We start from the raw sequence: 21,832 nt of genomic DNA on the forward strand, positions 1-21,832 counted from the left end.
TATACGGATATTTAGACATTCATCTGAATATCTCATCGTGGCAATATTAAATTAGGATATATGAGATCTAAATCACGTTCTACCAAATTTAAAAGCAATAAGTAAACGGATTTTTTATAACCGATATGTTGGGGAGGCCGAATAGCCTCCCCGGAGAAATTAAATAAAATTCAATAATTAAATGACTTTATGCGGGCCGAAACACTCATAGTGAATCCGTTCGGATGCCACCCCTTGTGCCAATAACTGACGGCCAGCAAATTGCATAAAGGCGAATGGACCACAGAAGTAATAATGCCTGTTGGGGTCTGCAGCCAGCCACTGATGTGAACTGAGGTCCATCAGCCCCTGGCTGTGATAATCCTGCCCTTTATTATCCTGGTCGCTCGGCTCGCGGTACCACACATGGCGGCTGAGATTTGGCATATTCTCTGCAATAGCCGAAACTTCATTAGCAAAAGCATGAACCCGCCCATTTTCAGCCGCATGCAGCCAATGCACCGGGGCGGAATGCCGTTGGTTATGCAATGTATTGAGCATGCTTAACATGGGTGTTTGACCAACACCGGCAGAAATCAATGCCACTGGTGTCTCTGGCGAAATATCGAGGAAGAAATCACCACGAGGCGGGGCAACACGGACGTTATCGCCTTCGTTAAGTTGTTGGTGTAGATAATTAGAAACCGTACCTTGCTCTTCTCGTTTTACCGCAATACGGTATGTTTTGCCGTTTGGTGCCGCCGTCAGAGAGTATTGGCGGATTTCCTGATATTCGAGACGCTCGTCTTCAATATAGATCCCCAGATATTGGCCCGGTTTGAAATCCAGCACCTGGCCACCATCTTCCGGTGCGAGCTCGAAGCTGCAAATAACCTCACTCTGCATCTCTTTTTTGATAATGCGGAAACGGCGCAACGTTCTCCAACCCCCAGAGCTAGTTTCACCCTGCTCATAAATCTGGCTTTCTCGCGTAATAAAGACATCTGCCAGCACCGCGTAGGCTTTCGCCCAAGCATCGAGTACCTCCTGACCAGGGGAAAACATTTCATCCAGAGTACATATCAAATGGTGGCCAACTACAGAATAGTGCTCAGGTTGAATATTTAGGCTGGTATGTTTCTGGGCAATACGTTCCACAGCGGGCAGTAACGCTGCCAAATTCTCAAGATTCGCCGCATAAGCACAAATAGCGTTGAATAGGGCTTCGCGTTGGTCCCCATTAAACTGGTTACTCATATTAAAAATGTGCTTGAGCTCAGGGTTATGTTCAAACATACGGTCATAGAAATGCGCGGTCAGTTTGGGTCCGGTGGCGGCAAGTAATGGGATGGTAGATTGAACGGTAGCGATGGTTTGGTGGTCCAGCATGTGGTGCTCCTTTACTATTTTTTCCCCTTTATCCTTGCCTGCAGCAATGCTAAAGATTTTGGGTTATAAGTTATAAATTAATACATGTATTTTAAATGCATCTTATAGGGCGATCGCGAACTTGTAAATCTACATTGCTCTTATAATGGATGACTCCACACTGTCTGCTCAGCGAATGTGAAAATATTACACAATGAATATGAGGATAATTCCGTTGCTCTGGATGAACTCTGAGCAGGTCAAAGCCTTACGCAGTCTGGAGCCAATCGTTTGCGTAAAAACCTCTGTCAAGACCTATCATAACGGGGGGGAAACAGTTTACACTGTGGCATAGACCCCAAATGTTAGCTAAGTCAGGAGAGCCGGATGTTAAAGCGTGAAATGAACATTGCCGATTATGATGCAGATCTATGGCGTGCAATGGAGCAAGAAGTGGTGCGCCAGGAAGAGCACATCGAACTGATTGCCTCAGAGAACTACACTAGCCCGCGTGTTATGCAGGCTCAAGGTTCTCAGTTGACGAACAAATATGCTGAAGGCTATCCAGGCAAGCGTTATTACGGTGGCTGTGAATATGTCGACATCGTTGAGCAATTGGCAATTGATCGTGCTAAAGAATTGTTCGGCGCTGATTACGCAAACGTTCAGCCGCACTCCGGTTCTCAGGCGAACGTGGCGGTTTATTCTGCTTTGCTGCAACCCGGCGACACTGTGCTGGGGATGAACCTGGCGCACGGCGGCCATTTGACCCACGGCTCACCGGTTAACTTCTCCGGTAAACTGTACAACATCGTCCCTTACGGTATCGATGAGTCCGGCAAGATTGATTATGAAGACATGGCACGTCAGGCTGAAATTCATAAACCAAAAATGATCATCGGTGGCTTCTCGGCTTATTCCGGTATTGTTGATTGGGCAAAAATGCGCGAAATCGCCGACAGTATCGGCGCATGGTTCTTCGTGGATATGGCTCACGTAGCCGGTCTGGTCGCGGCAGGCGTTTATCCTAACCCAGTTCCACATGCACACGTTGTCACCACCACCACGCACAAAACACTGGCTGGCCCACGCGGCGGTTTGATTTTGGCGAAAGGCGGTGATGAAGATCTGTATAAGAAACTGAACTCCTCAGTGTTCCCAGCCAACCAAGGCGGCCCATTGATGCATGTTATCGCGGGTAAAGCGGTCGCGCTGAAAGAAGCCATGGAACCTGAGTTCAAGATTTACCAGCAACAAGTGGCTAAGAACGCGAAAGCAATGGTGTCTGTATTCCTGGAACGCGGCTACAAAGTGGTGTCTGGCGGCACTGATAACCACCTGTTCTTGCTTGATCTGGTGGATAAAAATATCACCGGTAAAGATGCGGATGCAGCCTTGGGCCGTGCCAATATTACCGTGAACAAAAACAGCGTTCCTAACGACCCGAAAAGCCCGTTTGTGACTTCTGGTGTGCGTATCGGTAGCCCAGCAATTACACGTCGTGGTTTCAAAGAAGATGAATCTCGCGAGCTGGCAGGTTGGATGTGTGATGTGTTGGATAACATCAACGACGAAGCCACCATCGAACGTATCAAACAGAAAGTTCTAGCCATCTGCGCGCGTTTCCCTGTTTACGCATAATATCGTCAGATTGATGTAGGTTTATAAAACCCGCGAAATGCGGGTTTTTTTGTGCCTATGGCAGGCGGATAAAAATGCCATGGATGACATGCGGGGGCTATCGAATCCGTTGTTGGTAATCTGTAACTCGTATGATTTAAATGTGAATTTAATCACAAACTGTATGTTTGCATGATTACAACATTGCTAGCAGACGAGGCCTCTGTCACAGTAACGGCTGACCTCGGAGGGATTCATGGTATTGCAATCAACACGTTGGCTGTCGCTCAGCTATTTCACCTATTTCTTTTCTTATGGTATTTTCCTGCCTTTCTGGGGCATTTGGTTGCAAGGGGAAGGAATACCGCCTGAAACCATTGGTATTTTGCTTGGTGCTGGGTTAATTTCCCGCTTTCTCGGTAGTCTGATTATTGCTCCTGGCGTTAAAGACCCTTCCCATCTGGTTACCGCAATCCGAATTTTGGCACTCCTGACATTGGCTTTTGCCATTGGCTTTTGGTTCGGTAATGGTTGGGCCTGGCTGATGATCATTATTGCCGGTTTTAACCTATTTTTTGGCCCATTGGTGCCACTGACCGATGCGCTGGCAGCGACCTGGCAAAAACAGCTAACCATGGATTACGGCAAAGTCCGGCTATGGGGGTCGCTCGCCTTTGTTATTGGTTCTGCACTAACCGGGAAGCTGGTTTCCGTTTGGGGCCATCCAGCCATTCTCTACAGCTTGCTTTTCGGTGTTTCAGCCATGTTAGTGGGAGCCTTGCTGAAACCCAGCGTCATGCCGCAGGGGGAGGTTAAGCACCGTAATGTGGCCGCAACTCGCTGGAAAGAGTTGCTGTCTGAGCCGCAGGTGTGGCGATTTTTACTCTGCGTAACTCTATTGCAGGGCGCGCACGCCGGTTATTACAGCTTCAGCTCAATTTACTGGAAAGATGCAGGTTACTCGGCAGCCACTATTGGCTATTTATGGTCGTTGGGAGTGGTGGCCGAGATTCTGGTCTTCGCATTCAGTAATGTCCTTTTCCGCCGCTGGACTGCTCGCAGTTTGTTACTGCTTTCCGCGATCAGTGGCATTATTCGCTGGAGCTTGATGGCCTCAACCACAGAACTGTCGTGGCTCATCTTGATTCAAATCTTGCACTGCGGCTCGTTCACTGTTTGCCATCTGGCGGCGATGCGTTTTATTGCTGCCCGACGAGGGCCAGATGTGATCCGTTTGCAGTCGGTTTACTCGGCACTGGCGATGGGCGGGGGTATTGCGGTAATGACGGTCATCTCTGGTTTCCTGTTCGAGCATTATCAGGGGGGAGTATTCTGGGTCATGGCATTGATTGTGATCCCCGCGCTGTTTATTCGCCCACGAGTGGTCGCAGCATCAGAAAATATGACCCACTAGGGCAATTCTAACAAATTGCGTAACTGCTTGTTTTGTTGTGCCGTGAGTGGCAATAACACCTGAATTAATGGGGGGATTGATTCAGGTTGGCGCACAGCATAAGGGGTTAGCACTACCGCTGTACCGGCAGGAGCCCCAGCTTGTAAATACACATCATGCGGCAAGTACTTAATATGCAGTGGCAGCAGAGTCAGTTCACGAATCTGCTGTTCAACTTGCTCTTCCAATACCGGATTATTCCGCGTCAGCAGTAAAATCTGCTTTTCCTGTAATGCATTCTCCTGCATCAGCCAGGCACCAAAACTAATGGCTATGAGAGCAACTTCGTCAGCAGAAAATTGGATTTGATACTCTTGCTCAAATGCAACCAGCGCCTGCTGGGTGGTACGTAACAGCCGCGGATATTGGCGGTTAACTTCTTTCAGTGATGAATTATCAATACCGATATTGAAATAACAGCGCTCAATAGCAGGGGCCAGATGGGCAAAAAGCTGGTTCGTCAGCATTTCGTTGCGACTTCGAGTCATACCGGAAAGCTGTTGAAAATGCATAATTAACTGGCTGATAGCATTAGCCAGACGCGAATCTTCCGCTGATTGAGTACTGTGATAACTGTGTGCCTTAATCATCGTCAGCATCAGTATTAGCACGTCTCGTTCGACTTTATCGAGTGGGCTACCTAACAGCGGATTAAATGAATCAAACAAACTGTCAGCGGCAGCCTGTGCTGGTTTACAGGCTAGCCATTGTCGCTGGGCCGGGGAGAGCTCTGGTAGAGCATGTTGTCGATTCTCCCAAGCACAATAGGCCAAATAGAGTTGTAAAAACTGGCGGTCTTTTTCATTGAGCTGACGATTCAGATAAGGTTCGCATTGGGCAACTATTTTAGGCAATTCTTTGGATATCAGATGGTTATCCCACGAGAGTGCCTCATATAAATTGGGGGCAAAATGATACTCAACAAATTCAGGGCAATAACGTAATCCACGGCGTAGCCAGTGGATGAAGCAGAGCCTTTTATCGAGCCGATTGCCATGAATCAAGCAGGGGCCATCGACATTGGCACTGAGCTGCAAATGGTAGAAACGCTGGATTTCATTGGCAACCTCGGCTATATCTTGCCGGGTAGTTGGCAACCCGACACCGTTTAATTGGCTAATCGTGTCCAATTGTACTGTGCGTGCCGGCATAAATAGCATCAGTAACATATGACAACGGCGTTGTTGACCGGATAGCTGTTGTTCGGAAAACTTTTTATCGGGTAACCGGGGCACAGAAGAAGTGTCCAAGTGCATATAACCTTCCGTGATGGATGTGTCGTTATTCATCATTCTTAAGCATAGCAAAGGAGATTCTATTCGGTTTACTGAGGCGAGGGGCTTTTACATCGACTTACAACTTACATCACAGTTATCGTGGAATTTCCAAGGATTGATTCATGCATGATATGTTATGTTATAACAAATCAGCCGTAGTTAAACGACTAACAGCCTTGCTGTTAGCGGGTGGCGTTCTTATTTATAGCCAGTTAGCACACGCCCATCCCCACAGTTTTATCGATATGGATGCTACTTTTGTCAGCGAAAAACAGACAGTGGTGGGAATAAAAATGGTCTGGACGATGGATGAAATCACTTCTGCAGATCTGTTATATGACGCAGAAAATGCCAAAAGTGATTCTGAAATCTGGAAGAAACTGGCAGCCGAAGTGATGGCCAATGTGCTGGGGCAACATTATTTCACTGATATATACCGTGATGGTAAACCGGTGAAATATAAAAACTTGCCGACAGAATATCATTTATCACGCAAGGGCCATCAGGCGGTTTTGGAGTTTGTTTTGCCATTGGCTGAGCCACAACCTTTGGTGGGGAAACCTTTTATTATCTCGACTTACGACCCTACCTATTTTGTGGATATGACTTATGCCGGAGAGAAGGCTGTCAGGTTATCGCCAGAAATGGAGAAAAGCTGCAAATTAACCTTATTCACCCCAAATCCGAATGCTTCATTACAGGCTTATGCGCTGTCATTAGATAAAAGTGACTCACCGGGAGAAGATATGGAGCTTGGGAAACAATTCGCACAACGGGTAACGGTGCAATGTCAGTAGAGATCGCCACGGCTTCGCGCCACAAACACTGGTTAATAAATTTATGGCCACTGTTGCTGTTTTTAGTGCTTCTGGCTGGTGCTGCCCATGTTGCCTGGCTCTATTGGCCGGAACTGCTGTTCAAGACGGTGGTCTGGCAAAAAAATATGCATCTGCAGATGGCCCAGCTACTGCAACAGGTTAAAGCTAATCCACATCAGACCGGTTTTGCGCTGATGATGTTCAGCCTGATTTATGGGGTGCTACATGCAGTGGGGCCGGGGCATGGTAAAGTCGTGATTGTGACCTATTTAGCCACTCACCCGGCACAGTTAAAAAGCAGTTTGAAGCTGACTTTTGCCGCCTCAATACTGCAAGGTGCGGTAGCAATTTTGCTGGTGACTGTGTTGCTGGGTATGTTGCAACTTTCTTCCCGCTATTTGCACCAAAGCAGTTTCTGGTTGGAAAAGGGCAGTTTCCTATTGGTTATTGCCCTTGGGGTCCTGCTGTGTTATAGGGCAATAAAGCGACTTTATCAGCAGATAAAAATGCTTAAGCCGCAAAAAATTACCATCCAACGTATACAACCACTGAGTGCGGATCACGTTCATAGCGATAACTGTGGTTGTGGGCACCGTCATATGCCGAGCACTCAAGAGCTACAAGCGGGGGATGATTGGCGTACTCGGCTGGCGATTGTTCTGGCCATGGGAATGCGGCCTTGTTCAGGGGCCATCATGGTGCTGCTGTTTGCTAAAGTGATTGGTGTCTACGGGTGGGGGATTTTGTCTGCCATCGCCATGGCGATAGGAACATCATTGACTATCTCGTTACTGGCATTGTTTGTCCACTATGCGCGGCGGTTAGCGGTGCGTTTAAGCCACAAACGCGCGCCAGCGGCTTGGGGAGCCATCGCTTGGGGAACATTGGCATTAACTGGCGGTCTGATTTTGCTGTTTGCCGGGGTTTTGCTTTATCTTTCCAGCCAGCCAGGTTTCATTGGTGGCATTCGGCCCTTTGGTCGCTAAATATTCCCACAAAAAAAGCCAGTCGGTTAACCCAGACTGGCTTTTGATTTAAAACGGTTATTCGCGAGGAATTAACGTTTCAATGCATCACTGATTTCATCGCTCATTGCTTGAACGATAGATTTCACGATACGTGGGTTACCCGCAACAACATTCCCAGAGCTGAAATGGTTATGACCGCCCGCAAAGTCGGTCACGATACCGCCAGACTCACGCACTAACAGTTCGCCACCAGCAAAATCCCAAGGCTTCAAACCAATCTCAAAGAAACCATCTACACGGCCTGCGGCAACATAAGCCAGATCCAGCGCCGCAGAACCGGTGCGGCGGAAGTCTGCACACTGTTCAAACAGTTTACCTACGACACGGATATAGGCCGGTGCGTGTTGTTTAACTTTGAATGGGAAACCGGTCGCCAGAATAGTACCGTCTAAATCTTTCGCGTTGGTACCGCGCAGACGATAGCCGTTTAACTGAGCGCCCTGACCACGGGTAGCAGTAAACAGTTCGTTACGCATTGGGTCATAAACCACAGCAACTTCAGTACGGCCTTTGATGCGTACTGCAATAGAAACTGCGAAATGAGGGAGACGCTTGATGAAGTTGGTGGTGCCATCCAGTGGATCAATAACCCATTGTACATCATCGTCTTCGCCAACTAACTCACCGCACTCTTCACCAATAATGGTGTGTTTTGGATAAGATTTACGGATAACGTCAACAATCAGACTTTCTGATTCACGGTCAACGTTGGTAACAAAGTCATTACTGCCTTTCTGGCTCGCTTCGACAGCGTCCGGGGTTTCATAATTTTTGGCAATCAGGTTACCGGCCTTACGCGCAGCGCGTATGGCGATAGTCAGCATCGGATGCATGGGTATCTTCCACTAGGATGTTAAAGAACGAGAAACGGCGCGTAGTATAGCAGGGGATCTGATAAATGCCTATGTCTGTGTTAAGATATGGTGATTCCCCGTTATCTTCAGAGTTTGTATGTTAGACAATATTCGCATCGTTTTGGTTGAGACTTCACACACCGGCAATATGGGTTCGACAGCCAGGGCCATGAAAACAATGGGATTAACCAATCTGTATCTGGTCAATCCTTTGGTAAAACCGGATTCACAAGCCATTGCCTTATCCGCGGGTGCCAGTGATGTGATTGGCAATGCCACCATCGTTGACACCTTGGATGAAGCCTTGGCTGGGTGCAGCTTGGTGGTTGGCACCAGCGCTCGCTCCCGTACCTTGCCATGGCCAATGCTGGAACCGCGTGAATGCGGCGTTCGCAGCGCGCGTGAGGCAGAGCATGCCCCGGTAGCCTTAGTGTTTGGCCGTGAACGAGTTGGCCTCACTAATGATGAACTGCAAAAATGCCATTATCATGTAGCCATCCCGGCCAACCCGGAATACAGCTCACTAAATTTAGCCATGGCGGTACAAATTTTAGCCTATGAAGTGCGGGTAGCCTTCCTTGATCGCCAGCAGGCGGCACCAATAGTAGAAGAAGAGGAAGCTCCTTATCCATTAGTGGATGATCTGGAGCGTTTCTATCTGCATCTGGAACAGGTTTTATCCCATAGTGGTTTTATTCGTCAGGCACATCCGGGCCAGATTATGAGCAAACTGCGCCGTCTATTTACCCGCGCGCGCCCAGAGGCTCAAGAGCTCAATATTTTGCGTGGAATGCTGACATCTATTGAAAAACAAGATAAATATCCGCAACGTAGTGCAGATTCCAGTGGGCATGACGATAAAAATTAATGCTTTATATCAATTGGTTATTATGAAATCCGTCTCATATTATCGAAAATGAGATAGATAAATAATACTTGAGTAAATTACTAGGTTAAATAGTTGACTAAAATACTCAAGAATGTCAGAATTCTGGCTTGTTTTCACCAACAGGTAACTTTAGCTATGAGACTGACTTCCAAAGGCCGTTATGCCGTGACCGCCATGCTTGATGTGGCATTACATTCCCAGGACGGGCCAGTTCCTCTGGCAGATATTTCTGAGCGTCAGGGGATTTCATTATCCTACTTGGAACAGCTTTTTTCACGGTTACGCAAAAATGGCTTAGTGGCCAGCGTTCGTGGTCCAGGTGGCGGTTACTTGTTGGGTAAAGATGCATCAGCAATCGCGGTCGGTGCCGTAATCACTGCCGTTGACGAATCTGTTGATGCAACCCGTTGCCAGGGTAAAGAAGGTTGTCAGGGTGGCGATCGTTGCCTCACTCATACCTTGTGGCGTGATTTGAGTGAGCGTATCAGCAGCTTCCTCAACAACATCACATTGGCAGAACTGGTGAATAACCAAGATATTCTTGAGGTAGCGGATCGTCAAAATAACGATACGCGCCGTACGGCCAATGGCCGACCGCAAGAGACGATTAACGTCAATCTGCGCGCATAAGCAGAATCTGCGGAATTTTACGTTTTGGAAGTGATGTACGGAGCATAAGAGCAATGACCGAATCAAAAGTAAAGACACCGATCTATCTGGATTATGCAGCCACGACCCCGGTAGATCCTCGTGTCGCTGAAAAAATGATGCAGTACCTGACTCTGGACGGCATTTTCGGTAACCCGGCCTCTCGTTCTCATAAGTTCGGCTGGCAGGCAGAAGAAGCTGTTGATATTGCACGTAATGATATTGCCGCATTAGTCGGTGCAGACCCTCGCGAGATAGTCTTCACCTCTGGTGCCACTGAGTCTGATAACCTCGCAATTAAAGGTGCAGCTAACTTCTACCAGAAGAAAGGCAAGCACATCATCACCTGTAAGACCGAGCATAAAGCTGTGCTGGATACCTGTCGCCAATTGGAGCGTGAAGGCTTCGAAGTGACTTATCTGGCACCGCAGTCTAACGGTATTATCGACCTGAAACAGCTGGACGCGGCAATGCGTGAAGATACCATTTTGGTTTCTATCATGCATGTGAACAATGAGATCGGTGTGGTGCAGGATATCGCTGAAATCGGCGAAATGTGCCGTAGTCGCGGAATCATTTTCCACGTCGATGCTACTCAGAGCGTGGGTAAATTACCGATTGACCTGAGCCAATTAAAAGTCGATTTGATGTCCTTCTCTGCCCATAAAGTTTATGGCCCGATGGGCATTGGCGCGCTGTTTGTTCGTCGTAAACCACGTATTCGCATCGAAGCTCAGCAGCACGGTGGTGGTCATGAACGTGGCATGCGTTCTGGTACCTTGCCAGTGCACCAGATCGTTGGCATGGGTGAAGCTTACCGTATTGCCAAAGAAGAGATGGAAAGTGAAGCTGCACGCCTGCGCTCGTTGCGTCTGCGTCTGTGGAACGGTATCAAAGATATCGAAGAAGTTTACCTGAATGGCGATTTAGAGAATGGCGCACCTGGCATTCTTAACGTCAGCTTCAACTATGTTGAAGGGGAATCGCTGATTATGGCATTGAAAGATTTGGCTGTTTCATCTGGTTCAGCCTGTACCTCCGCGAGTCTGGAACCTTCTTATGTGTTGCGTGCGTTGGGTATGAACGACGAACTGGCTCACAGTTCAATTCGTTTCTCTCTGGGGCGTTTCACCACAGAAGAAGAGATCGACTACGCCATTGCACTGGTACGTAAATCCATTGGTCGTCTGCGTGATTTGTCTCCGTTATGGGATATGTTCAAACAGGGCGTGGATATCAGCAGCATTGAATGGTCTCACCATTAATTCCAGACTTTAAGAATCAGGAGTAATCACATGGCTTACAGCGAAAAAGTAATCGATCATTACGAAAACCCACGCAACGTTGGATCATTCGACAATGCAGACCCTAGCATCGGTAGTGGCATGGTTGGCGCACCTGCTTGTGGTGACGTTATGAAATTGCAGATCAAAGTCAACGATGCCGGTATCATTGAAGATGCTCGTTTTAAGACTTATGGCTGCGGCTCTGCCATTGCTTCCAGCTCGCTGGTAACTGAATGGATGAAAGGCAAGTCTCTCGAGCAAGCTGAAGCAATCAAGAATACCCAGATTGCGGAAGAGCTAGAGTTACCGCCAGTCAAAATTCACTGCTCAATTTTGGCTGAAGATGCCATTAAAGCAGCTATCGCCGACTACAAAAGTAAGCATACCGCTAAGTAGTTGTAGAATAGGTTATTAATAGCTAGCCCATATGGCGATATTTGCCGCTATGGGCAGCGTCCAAGAGTTGAGGAAGGTTTATGTCGATATCAATCAGCGACAGTGCTGCACAACGGGTCAGCGCCTTTTTAAATCACCGTGGTAAAGGTTTGGGCCTGCGCTTAGGCGTCAGGACATCAGGCTGCTCCGGTATGGCATATGTCCTGGAATTTGTTGATGAAATGAACGATGACGATATCGTTTTTGAAGACAAAGGCGTGAAAGTGATCATCGACGGCAAAAGCATGGTTTATCTTGACGGCACCGAACTGGATTTCGTCAAGGAAGGGCTAAATGAAGGCTTTAAGTTCAACAATCCGAACGTCTCAAGTGAGTGCGGATGTGGCGAAAGCTTTAACGTCTGACTCCTGTTTTTGTTCCTGTCTCAGGCACTTGATGCTTAATACAGCTCTCTTGCACTAAAAGAGAGCTGTATAGATCTCAGCTCAGTCATCACGATAACTCCCAGAGCATGCTATGGATTATTTTACATTATTCGGGCTGCCAGCTCAGTATCTGATTGACGGCAACCAACTCACTACCCGCTATCAAGAATTGCAACGCCAATTCCACCCCGATCGTTTTGCAAATCAGCCTGAACGCGAGCGTTTAGCCTCTTTGCAGCAAGCCGCGACCATCAATGACGCCTATCAAACCCTCAAGCATCCGTTAAAACGGGCTGAGTATATGCTATCTTTGCAGGGTTTTGATTTGAGCAACGAACAGCACACCCTGCGTGATACTGCGTTTCTGATGGAGCAATTGGAGCTACGAGAAGAGCTTGATGCTATTGAACGTCAGCCAGATGCTGAGACACTGCTTGCAGCTTTCAGCCGCCGTCTTGCCTTGATGACAACAACACGCAGCCAGCAGATGGTTGAGCAACTGAACAAGCAACAGTGGGAACAGGCAGCTGATACTGTGCGGAAATTACGTTTTCTGGATAAATTGCGCCAGCAGGTCGAGCAACTGGAAGAGCGTTTGTTTGACGACTTTGCCTGAGTACCTGATTGATAAAAATAAATAAAACTCAATTTATTGATCACTATAATGTCCGACTAATTCTTATTAGAGCGATAGCGCCAAATAGATTTTACTTTTTAGACTCATGATTGATGGAAGCTCAACATGGCCTTATTACAAATTAGTGAGCCTGGTTTAACTGCTGCGCCGCATCAACGTCGGCTGGCTGCAGGAATAGATTTAGGTACCACCAACTCATTGGTAGCCACAGTGCGCAGCGGTAAAGCGCAAACGCTGGCAGATGAACAACAGCGGGATCTTTTACCGTCAGTGGTTCATTATCAACAAGATGGCATTGATGTCGGTTGGAACGCGCGTCATTTAGCGGCACTGGACCCGGTCAATACCATTAGCTCGGTCAAACGTATGATGGGCCGCTCTCTGGCGGACATCGAACAGCGTTACCCCAATCTGCCTTACCAATTCCAGCCGAGTGAAAATGGCTTGCCGATGATTCAGACTGTCGCCGGGTTGGTCAATCCGGTGCAGGTGTCGGCGGATATTCTCAAAATATTGGCACAGCGAGCCCAGGCCGCACTGGAAGGGGAGTTGGACGGCGTCGTAATCACTGTTCCGGCCTATTTTGATGATGCTCAACGCCAAGGCACCAAAGATGCTGCCCGTCTGGCTGGGCTGCATGTGTTGCGTTTGCTTAATGAGCCGACCGCCGCAGCCATTGCCTATGGCCTGGATTCCGGTCAGGAAGGGGTTATCGCCGTTTACGATTTGGGTGGTGGGACATTCGATATTTCTATCCTGCGCTTGAGCCGCGGCGTATTTGAAGTGCTAGCAACCGGTGGTGACTCGGCACTCGGTGGTGATGATTTCGACCACTTATTGGCCGACTGGCTACGTGAGCAAGCTGGTATAGATTCCCGTAATGATCATGGTATTCAGCGGCAACTACTCGATGCGGCAATTGCGGCCAAAATTGCGCTAAGTGATGTTGACTCTGTTGAGGTGTCTGTTGCGGGCTGGCAAGGGCAAATTACCCGTGCACAGTTTGAATCCCTGATTGCTACATTAATTAAGCGCACATTGATGGCTTGTCGTCGGGCGTTAAAAGATGCTGGCGTCACTGCTGATGAAGTATTGGAAGTGGTGATGGTGGGGGGCTCGACCCGTGTTCCTTTGGTGCGTGAGCAGGTGGGGCAATTCTTCGGCCGTACGCCACTGACCTCAATTGATCCCGATAAAGTGGTCGCCATCGGCGCGGCAATTCAAGCAGATATTTTGGTCGGGAATAAACCTGACAGTGACATGCTGCTGCTGGATGTTATCCCGCTGTCTTTAGGGCTGGAAACCATGGGTGGTCTGGTGGAGAAAGTCATTCCGCGTAATACCACCATTCCAGTCGCCCGCGCTCAAGAGTTCACCACCTTTAAGGATGGTCAAAGCGCGATGAGCATCCACGTGCTGCAAGGCGAACGTGAGTTGGTGCAAGATTGCCGCTCTTTGGCTCGCTTCACCTTACGTGGTTTGCCACCACTGCCAGCCGGAGGTGCACATATCCGCGTGACTTTCCAGGTTGATGCCGACGGCTTATTGAGTGTCACGGCAATGGAGAAATCCACCGGCGTTGAGGCATCGATTCAGGTGAAGCCCTCTTATGGGCTGTCTGATGATGAAATTGCCAATATGATTAAGGATTCGATGGCAAATGCGCAAAGTGATATCGGCGCGCGTAAGCTGGCGGAGCAACAAGTCGAAGCTTCCCGTGTGCTGGAGAGTTTGCAAGGCGCATTGGCCGCAGATGCAGCATTACTCAGTGAGCAAGAAAGTACCGCTATCGCTCAGGCAATGGCGGCATTACAGCAGCAGATGCAGGGCACTGACCCATACGCAATCGAAGCTGCGATAAAAGCGTTAGATGCACAAACGCAAGATTTTGCCGCGCGCCGGATGGATGCTTCTATTCGCCGTGCTTTGGCTGGCCATTCAGTGGATGAGGTTTAATCATGCCTAAAATAGTATTTCTGCCCCATAAAGACCTTTGCCCGGATGGCGCAGTATTGGAAGCAACGCAAGGTGAAACGATACTGGACGTTGCCTTACGTAATGGGATTGACATCGAACATGCCTGCGAGAAATCCTGCGCTTGCACCACCTGTCACTGTATTGTGCGAGAAGGGTTTGATTCTCTGCCAGAAAGCAGTGAACTGGAAGATGACATGCTGGATAAAGCCTGGGGTCTGGAGCCGGAGAGCCGCCTGAGCTGTCAGGCCAGAGTCACCGACGAAGATCTGGTGGTGGAGATCCCGCGTTATACCATTAACCATGCGCGAGAGCATTAATATGAGCTTAACGTGGCAAGATACCCGCGAGATTGGCGAAGCCCTTTACGACCAGTTCCCGGATACTGATCCTAAAACAGTGCGTTTTACTGATATGCACCAATGGATTTGTGATTTGGAAGATTTTGATGATGACCTTCAGGGATCAAATGAAAAAATACTCGAAGCTATTCTGCTGGTTTGGTTAGAAGAGTTTGAATAGAAATTGGGTCGCGTAAGCGGCCCTTTTTTGTACCTGATCTGATACCTTAGAGCTATGGCCCGCAAGACGGGTATTTTACAGCAAGATTGGTAACCGCCGCAGTCAACATAGACTTGCGTATAAGCAGCTGAATAACAGCAAAAAATAATAATGAAGAGGTAGTCCATGACAACAGAAATGATGCAAGTAACCCTATCCAATAATCCGGCAGATAGCCGCTGGGGCGAGAAAGCCCTGCTCAGTACTGATGCTGAGGGGATGACCATTCACCTGACCGGTAATGGCAAATTAGGCACGATCCAACGTGCCGCCCGCAAAATAGACGGGCAAGGCATCAAACACGTCAAACTGGCCGGGGAGGGCTGGGGTCTGGAGGAAAGCTGGTCATTCTGGCAAGGTTTCCGTGGGCCAAAAGGTCAGCGCAGCGTGGAGTGGGCAGAACTGCCAGAGAACGAAAAAACCGAGTTAGAACAACGGTTGAAAATTATCGACTGGGTGCGCGATACCATTAACGCCCCCGCAGAGGATTTGGGGCCAGAGCAACTGGCTAAAAATGCTATTGACCTGCTGTGCGCGGTATCATGTGATGCTATCAGCTACCGTATCACCAAAGGTGAAGATCTGCGCGAGCAGGGCTATGCGGGGATCTATACCGTCGGTCGCGGATCTGACCGTGCGCCGGTATTATTGGCGCTGGACTATAACCCAACCGGTAATCCAGATGCGCCGGTCATGGCTTGTCTGGTAGGTAAAGGTATTACTTTTGATTCAGGTGGTTATAGTCTGAAACAAAGCGCATTTATGGATTCAATGAAGTCCGATATGGGCGGGGCTGCGACAGTGACGGGTGCACTGGCATTGGCGGCGGCTCGTGGGCTAAAAGAGCGGGTAAAACTGTATCTATGTTGTGCGGATAATATGGTCAGCGGTAATGCCTTTAAGTTGGGTGATATTATTCGTTATCGTAATGGTAAGTCGGTCGAGATCATGAATACTGATGCTGAAGGGCGTCTGGTATTGGCAGATGGCCTGATTGATGCCTCCGAACAGAATGCACCACTCATTATTGATGCTGCCACCTTAACTGGCGCGGCAAAAACGGCTTTAGGCAATGATTACCATGCTCTGTTCAGCTTTGATGATGAACTGGCGCAAGAGTTGTTGAGCAGCGCACATACTGAGCATGAACCTTTCTGGCGCTTGCCACTGGCCGAATTCCATCGTAGTCAGTTGCCGTCTAATTTTGCTGAGTTGAATAACGTCGCTGGGGCGGCTTACAGTGCAGGGGCCAGCACCGCCGCGGCATTTTTATCGCACTTTGTGAAAAACTATCAGCAAGGCTGGTTGCACATTGACTGTTCTGCCACTTACCGTAAAGGCGCGGTTGAACAATGGTCTGCCGGTGCGACTGGTTTAGGTGTCCGTACTATTGCTAACCTGCTGTTAGCGAAAGCAAAACAGTAAATTTAATGAGTTAAAAAGACGTTTGGGGCGCTTTAGCGTCCCTTTGTTTGATTGTTTTCTGGAGTAGAGCATGAGTTTGCCGCAATCCCCTGTTGATGATAGCCATGACCATCACCACCATGATGATAGTGACCAAAGTCTGGAGTCCCTGTTAAAACTGGCGGCGACAGAGTCTATTCATCGCACCGCTTTTTTCCGTGCACTACTGGATGCGACTGTTCTGGTGCTGGTGGATAATGCAGAGCAGCGCGGTGAAGAGGGTGAAATGCCCTTCACGGCGGGCGACGGGGTGAATATTCTGCATTGGGAAAAGCAGGATGGTGAATCTGTCATTCCTTTTTTCACCTCGGTTGAGGTACTACAGCAGGCGCTGGATATCGCTGAAGATCAATCGATTGATACTGAAACACAGCCCTTTATTGCTATGCCAGTGCGGGTGTTATTTGAAATGACGCAAGGCGCGCATCTGTTTTTGAATCCGAAATCAGAGCACGGCAAAGAGTTCTGGCCGCAAGAAGTGGCAATGTTGCTGGAAAATGGCGGCTTGGCGCAACCTGCTGAAATGGTAGTGGATAAAGAGAGCCAGATCCTGTTAGGTCAGCCGGAAGAATATCCAGCGGCGATGGTTGATGCACTGATCCAGTTATTCAGTCAGCGTAAACCGGTGCGGCGTGCATTTTTGGCACTGATGCACGATAAAAGTGTAGATGAGAAACCTAACTTATTGGTCGGGTTGGAAGTGGATGGTTCTGATGATGAGATTGATCAACTGATTCAAGAAGCAGGTAATGTTGCCAGTGACCATGCGCCAGACGATGGGCCGGTCGATTTTTGTCTGGTGAGTGAGAAAGAGCGTGGCGTTAGCCATTATCTAATGACTCACACCCAAGCATTTTACCAGCGCAAGTGGGGCAGTTGGCTGAGAAATGTTATTCCGTCAACCAATCATTAGTCGGCCAATAATTAATAAAAAAGGGAGCCAATAGCGGCTCCCTTTTGACTACTTACGATAGATATCACACAAGATACTTTTGCTACATGAATAACTTATCGTGTGACTTAGAAAGTGTAAGCGACACCCAGATTAATGGTCATTGGGGTCTCAACTTTTTTGCCTTTCGATAACATCACTTCAGAGTTGACCGACAGGTTGTTCGTCAGGTTGACATTGATACCAACACCGGCGTTAGTGCGTGAACCTTTCTGGCTATTATCAAATTTCTCGTTATTAATTATCACGTCGTTACGTGCGCTAATGTCATGAGCATAAGATAAAGCGCCATAAGGTGCGATTGAAACACCATTATTCAACACAAAACGATAACCGGTATTCACACCAATGATACCGCTGGTGGTACGTGAACCCTGGTTTTCAATTTCCATACCGTTAGACAGTTGCTGTTTGCTTTTACCGGAAGTAAAGCTGCTCAGGCCAACATAAGGAGAAACATACATGGCATCAACATTGATATGTTTACCGGTTTTAACCGCCAGACCTAGGCCTGAGAAGTTAGTTGCGCCGCTCGCGTTGTTGCCTTTCGATGTGACGCTAAGGTTCTGTTTAAACTGGTTAGTTTTCAACACAGTGTTAAAGTAGTAACCGCTGTTTGCCAAATATTGGGCATAAGCACCCAGAGAATTACTTTCTACGCTGCCACTGCTTTGGTAGTCGGATTTAATGCTTGAGCTACTGCGGCTCGCGAAACCACCAATACTCAAGACAGCATCACCCAGTTCAATGGCTTTATCACCACCCAAAGTCGCGCCGTTGAGCTTCTGGTCGAAATTAGCAGCAGAACCTTTAACCTGATAGTTGTTGTTCAGGTAATTAACCCAAACGCCACTTTCATTCGCCACAGAACGTTGTGCGTCAAGGCGGTTCTGAATTGAACTTAACTCGGCATCAAAGATAACGGGGGTGGTATTCGCAATGGCCAAAGCTCCGGAAGTACTTGGTGTCAGTACAGTTTTATCGGCAACTAGCTTAAAGCCACCGTTACCATCACTGACCAGATTGTGCTGATAGTTACCCAGATCTACCGGTCCATTAGCCAGTCTCAAGTTAGTGTTATTCTTCCCTTTGATGTTCATGACATCCAGGTTGGTTGGCGCAACACCACTATTGTTAATCTGAATATCGAATGTACCCTCAGCATCGCCAATGACGTTGAGTGGTGCGCCAGCATGATTATTCAGTGCTGAACCTAAATTAAAGCTCCCGTTACCTGCCAGTGATGCCATGGTTAATTGAGCATTAGATTGGCTCATGTCAATGTTACCACCACTCAGCTTCACATCTTTAAAGGCGAACTGTGCTGGCGGGTTATTGTTAGCCGAGCGAGCAGAACGTGCGAAACGTGCGGCGGCTTGTGCTGGAGTCCCCAATACCATGTTACCGGCTAAGTTTAGGTCTGCACTGTCGGTGGTTGCGCCATTATGGATAGTGATAATGCTGTCTTTAGCTGAGTCAATCGAGCCACTGACATTGGCAGTATCAGTAAACGTCGTCACGCCGCCGTTCAGGGTGGTATCGCCAGTTAATATACCGGCAATCAATGCATCACCGTTTTCAACCACCAATTTATGTGCCTGAGCGCGCGCCATCAGGTTAAATTTACCTTTTTTCACCTGGGTATCATTGGCTGTTGCACCGGCCTGAATATCAAATACACCACCATCAATAATTGTACCGCTGGTTTTTGCCTCATCAACTAGGGTGAATACACCACCATTCACGGTAGTATTATTAGCGCTGGCATCTTTAATCAGCTTGAAATCACCACTGTTAAGCACGGTATTTGTTGCTGTTGCACCGGCCTGAATATCAAATACGCCGCCATCAATGATGGTGTTATCTGCGCTGCCTTCCAGTGTGAATGTGCCACCCGCGACAGTGGTATTGGTGGCTTTTGCCTTGGCTAAAACCGTGAAAGTACTATCACTACCAATGTAGGTATCTTTTGTTTCAGCGTCGGCTTGCAGGGTAAATGTGGAACCCTCAAAGAGTTTGGTGCCATCCGCCTTAGCGCCTGCTTTCAGTTCCAGTTTGGCAGTATGTAATGTTGTATTAGTCGCTTTGGCACCATTTTCGATGTCGAATGTAGCTCCATCATATACATTGGTGTTCTTAGCCTCGGCTCCACTCTTAAGAGTCAGAAGCGCGTCGTCATGTGAAAGATAAGTCTCATTGATGTTGGCACCGTCCTCAACGGTCATTGTGCCATTAAGTACGTAGGATACATTGGCGCTAGAACCACTCTCAAGGGTAAATTCCCCACCGTTATTGACTTCGGTTCCTATGGTTTTAGCGTTGTCTTTGAGTGTGAAGTGAGCACCAGCGCCTACTTTGGTGCTATTAGCCACTGCATCCTTAGCCAATTCCAGATTGGCATCAACCAGCTTGGTGTGTTCCGCTGCGGCACCCGCATCGATAGTGAATGTGCCACCATCAATAGAGGTATTAAAGGCCTTAGCCCCGCTTTCCAGTTTGATTGTGCCTTTTTCGCTGTGCAGGTGATGAATTTCTGCATATTCATCAACTGTTACTTGGCCACCTTCAGCGACTGTTGCATTGTAGGATTTAGCGATGTTGATGACTTCTTTTGTGCCTGAAGTCTCGGGTATTTTGTTCCCTTTTAGTGCCAGCGCACCTTCTTTACCCACAACAGTATTGGTATCAGTACCGCCGTTGTTGTTCAGTGAGCCTTTGGTGATGACAGTGGCATGGGCTAAGGCACCGACTGCCAGATTTACGTTGCCACCTTCAGTAATAACACTGTTAACGATAGTGCCTTTCTTAGCCACATTCTGTTTGCCACCTACGACTTTGGTATCTACGGCAACAGCACCAGAATCAACTGTTTGTGTTTTTGATATGGCAATAGTTTGCTCAAAAGCGGGCACATCAACAGTTGCATCAGCCAATGGGTTTAGCTTAGCCACGGCATCTTTAGCACTGTCAAATTCTTGAATTTTATCTTGCAGTGCAGTTTTAGTTTCAGTTTGGATCTTTTCTGCTTTTTCAAATGCATCTTGTTGTGCTTGAGTGGCTTTTTCGGCGGCTTGGAATGCGGTTGCAGTCTTGGTCACTAATTCGGTAGCTTCTTTAGCATCTTCGATCGCTTTTAGGGCAGCTTTAGCTTCGGTTTTTTTACCTAGTTTGTTGTTCTTAATCTCGTCATTTAGCTTTGTTTCGATATCGCTATCAGTAGCAGCCCAATTCCCATCTACATCTTTAATCGCAGCGTCATCTTTGCCGGTAAGGTCATTTAATGCATTGTCAGCTTCCTCTTTTGCTTTTTTAGCTTTATCTTCTTCTTTCGTAAGCTTATCTAATTCACCTTGAGATTCGGTCTTGGTTTTTTCTGCTGCTTCATCTGCGGCTTGTGCTTGCTCTTTAGCCAGTTTAGCCACGGTCTCTGCATTAATTTTTTGATACTTATCTTGTACATTTTGCTGCAGCTTTTCCGCTTGTTCAGCGGTGAGTACGTTTTGAGTGACAAAATCTTGGAACTTGTCGAGCATACTCAACTCAGCTTGTTGCTGTTGCGTGATGTTCTCAATTTTTTGGGTGATTTCTGTCGATAATATTGAGTCATCGTTTTTTAGCTTAGCCTCTACCAGTGACTGAATTTCTTTAGCAGTGAATTGGCCAGCCTCAGGAAGTGAGCTGATAGTGTGAGTGACAGTGTCTTCCAGTTTTTTATTAAGAGCATCCAGATTGTTTGTAGTCGGGTTATTGGCATAAGCAACTTTGGCTTCAAGGAATTGAATCTTTTTGTCAGCAGACGCTTTAAATTTAGCTAACTCTACTTCGGCTTGCTTTCTTTCAACATGCCCTAGCGAATCAATCTGCTTTTGAATATCTACTAACGTTTTTTGGTGGCTTTTTTGCATTTCGGCAAGATCGTTGGCAATCGCAGCCTTCATTTCTTCGGTAATCTTTTTACCAGCAGGGAACATAGATTCCAGAATGCTATCAGGTTTGTTCTTACTATTAGTGGTCAGAGCGTCATTAGTTATTAGAAAACTACCGCCATTCGCGAGGCGATGAAAATCACCAGTTGGTACGGTGGCAGCCATTGCCCCACCAGAGACCAGTGACGAGATAAGAATCGATAATGGTAATAAACGCGTATTTAATGTGTTGCGGTGATTCATTGTTTTATAAATCCTATTTATAGATGAAATCCAC

The 21,832-nt window shown here is 47.7% G+C and carries 19 protein-coding genes; 15 read left to right on the top strand and 4 right to left on the bottom strand.

From position 1 onward, the window contains the following. Window positions 1-177: 177 nt before the first annotated feature. Window positions 178-1,368: an NO-inducible flavohemoprotein gene (gene hmpA / locus DJ58_RS17670; protein ID WP_004707931.1), complete on the bottom strand. Its 1,191-nt coding sequence runs from the start codon at window positions 1,366-1,368 to the stop codon at window positions 178-180. 366 nt (window positions 1,369-1,734) lie between these two features. Between hmpA and glyA the strand changes: the two genes are divergently transcribed. Together glyA and DJ58_RS17660 are read left to right on the top strand one after the other, a co-directional pair. Further along, the gene (gene glyA, locus DJ58_RS17665) at window positions 1,735-2,988 is read left to right on the top strand and encodes a serine hydroxymethyltransferase (protein WP_004707929.1); all 1,254 of its coding nucleotides are present in this window, start codon (window positions 1,735-1,737) and stop codon (window positions 2,986-2,988) included. Window positions 2,989-3,223: 235 nt separating this feature from the next. Further along, window positions 3,224-4,381, top strand: coding sequence for a 3-phenylpropionate MFS transporter (locus DJ58_RS17660; protein WP_004707927.1), 1,158 nt, complete (start codon window positions 3,224-3,226; stop codon window positions 4,379-4,381). Here the strand turns inward: DJ58_RS17660 and csiE are convergent. Then, complete coding sequence (csiE, locus tag DJ58_RS17655; protein WP_032910728.1) at window positions 4,378-5,676, bottom strand: stationary phase inducible protein CsiE; 1,299 nt, start codon at window positions 5,674-5,676, stop codon at window positions 4,378-4,380. The genes DJ58_RS17660 and csiE overlap by 4 nt on opposite strands. 152 nt (window positions 5,677-5,828) lie before the next feature. On the opposite strand from csiE, the gene DJ58_RS17650 reads away from it, so the two are divergent. Together DJ58_RS17650 and DJ58_RS17645 are read left to right on the top strand one after the other, a co-directional pair. Then, window positions 5,829-6,494, top strand: a complete 666-nt coding sequence (locus tag DJ58_RS17650) for a DUF1007 family protein (RefSeq protein WP_004707924.1) — start codon at window positions 5,829-5,831, stop codon at window positions 6,492-6,494. Continuing rightward, window positions 6,485-7,501, top strand: coding sequence for a nickel/cobalt transporter (locus DJ58_RS17645; RefSeq protein ID WP_032910726.1), 1,017 nt, complete (start codon window positions 6,485-6,487; stop codon window positions 7,499-7,501). Before DJ58_RS17650 ends, DJ58_RS17645 begins: the two co-directional genes overlap by 10 nt. Before the next feature lie 71 nt (window positions 7,502-7,572). Here the strand turns inward: DJ58_RS17645 and suhB are convergent, their stop codons facing one another. Further along, window positions 7,573-8,376: an inositol-1-monophosphatase gene (suhB, locus tag DJ58_RS17640; protein ID WP_004707921.1), complete on the bottom strand. Its 804-nt coding sequence runs from the start codon at window positions 8,374-8,376 to the stop codon at window positions 7,573-7,575. A 118-nt stretch (window positions 8,377-8,494) separates the two neighbouring features. Between suhB and trmJ the strand changes: the two genes are divergently transcribed. The 11 genes from trmJ to sseB all read left to right on the top strand — a co-directional run bounded on the left by trmJ (window position 8,495) and on the right by sseB (window position 17,590). Beyond that, window positions 8,495-9,265 (top strand): tRNA (cytosine(32)/uridine(32)-2'-O)-methyltransferase TrmJ, encoded by a 771-nt coding sequence (trmJ, locus tag DJ58_RS17635; RefSeq protein ID WP_004707919.1) that lies wholly within the window; start codon window positions 8,495-8,497, stop codon window positions 9,263-9,265. 156 nt (window positions 9,266-9,421) lie between these two features. Beyond that, entirely contained in the window at window positions 9,422-9,916 is a 495-nt protein-coding gene (gene iscR, locus DJ58_RS17630; RefSeq protein WP_004707916.1) for a Fe-S cluster assembly transcriptional regulator IscR, read from the top strand. 53 nt (window positions 9,917-9,969) lie between these two features. Further along, window positions 9,970-11,199 carry an IscS subfamily cysteine desulfurase gene (locus tag DJ58_RS17625; RefSeq protein ID WP_004707914.1) on the top strand — a complete coding sequence of 410 codons (1,230 nt, stop codon included), beginning with the start codon at window positions 9,970-9,972 and terminating at the stop codon, window positions 11,197-11,199. 30 nt (window positions 11,200-11,229) lie between these two features. Further along, on the top strand, window positions 11,230-11,616 hold the full coding sequence (gene iscU / locus DJ58_RS17620) for a Fe-S cluster assembly scaffold IscU (RefSeq protein WP_032910725.1): 387 nt from the start codon (window positions 11,230-11,232) through the stop codon (window positions 11,614-11,616). Between the two features lie 80 nt (window positions 11,617-11,696). Continuing rightward, window positions 11,697-12,020: an iron-sulfur cluster assembly protein IscA gene (iscA, locus tag DJ58_RS17615; protein WP_004707910.1), complete on the top strand. Its 324-nt coding sequence runs from the start codon at window positions 11,697-11,699 to the stop codon at window positions 12,018-12,020. 112 nt (window positions 12,021-12,132) lie between these two features. Continuing rightward, window positions 12,133-12,657, top strand: coding sequence for a co-chaperone HscB (gene hscB, locus DJ58_RS17610; RefSeq protein WP_004707908.1), 525 nt, complete (start codon window positions 12,133-12,135; stop codon window positions 12,655-12,657). Between the two features lie 126 nt (window positions 12,658-12,783). Then, a complete protein-coding gene (gene hscA, locus DJ58_RS17605; protein WP_004707906.1) occupies window positions 12,784-14,634 on the top strand; it encodes a Fe-S protein assembly chaperone HscA in 1,851 nt (616 codons plus the stop codon). Between the two features lie 2 nt (window positions 14,635-14,636). After that, window positions 14,637-14,972 (top strand): ISC system 2Fe-2S type ferredoxin, encoded by a 336-nt coding sequence (fdx, locus tag DJ58_RS17600; protein ID WP_004707904.1) that lies wholly within the window; start codon window positions 14,637-14,639, stop codon window positions 14,970-14,972. Between the two features lies 1 nt (window position 14,973). Beyond that, window positions 14,974-15,174: a Fe-S cluster assembly protein IscX gene (gene iscX / locus DJ58_RS17595; RefSeq protein WP_004707902.1), complete on the top strand. Its 201-nt coding sequence runs from the start codon at window positions 14,974-14,976 to the stop codon at window positions 15,172-15,174. Window positions 15,175-15,339: 165 nt separating this feature from the next. Further along, on the top strand, window positions 15,340-16,638 hold the full coding sequence (gene pepB, locus DJ58_RS17590; RefSeq protein WP_004707900.1) for an aminopeptidase PepB: 1,299 nt from the start codon (window positions 15,340-15,342) through the stop codon (window positions 16,636-16,638). 70 nt (window positions 16,639-16,708) lie between these two features. Then, window positions 16,709-17,590 carry an enhanced serine sensitivity protein SseB gene (sseB, locus tag DJ58_RS17585; protein ID WP_004707898.1) on the top strand — a complete coding sequence of 294 codons (882 nt, stop codon included), beginning with the start codon at window positions 16,709-16,711 and terminating at the stop codon, window positions 17,588-17,590. A gap of 107 nt (window positions 17,591-17,697) precedes the next feature. Here the strand turns inward: sseB and DJ58_RS22180 are convergent, their stop codons facing one another. Further along, window positions 17,698-21,798, bottom strand: a complete 4,101-nt coding sequence (locus DJ58_RS22180; protein WP_004707897.1) for an autotransporter outer membrane beta-barrel domain-containing protein — start codon at window positions 21,796-21,798, stop codon at window positions 17,698-17,700. Window positions 21,799-21,832: the final 34 nt, after the last annotated feature.

This window comes from Yersinia frederiksenii ATCC 33641 (assembly GCF_000754805.1).
Classification (GTDB): domain Bacteria; phylum Pseudomonadota; class Gammaproteobacteria; order Enterobacterales; family Enterobacteriaceae; genus Yersinia; species Yersinia frederiksenii.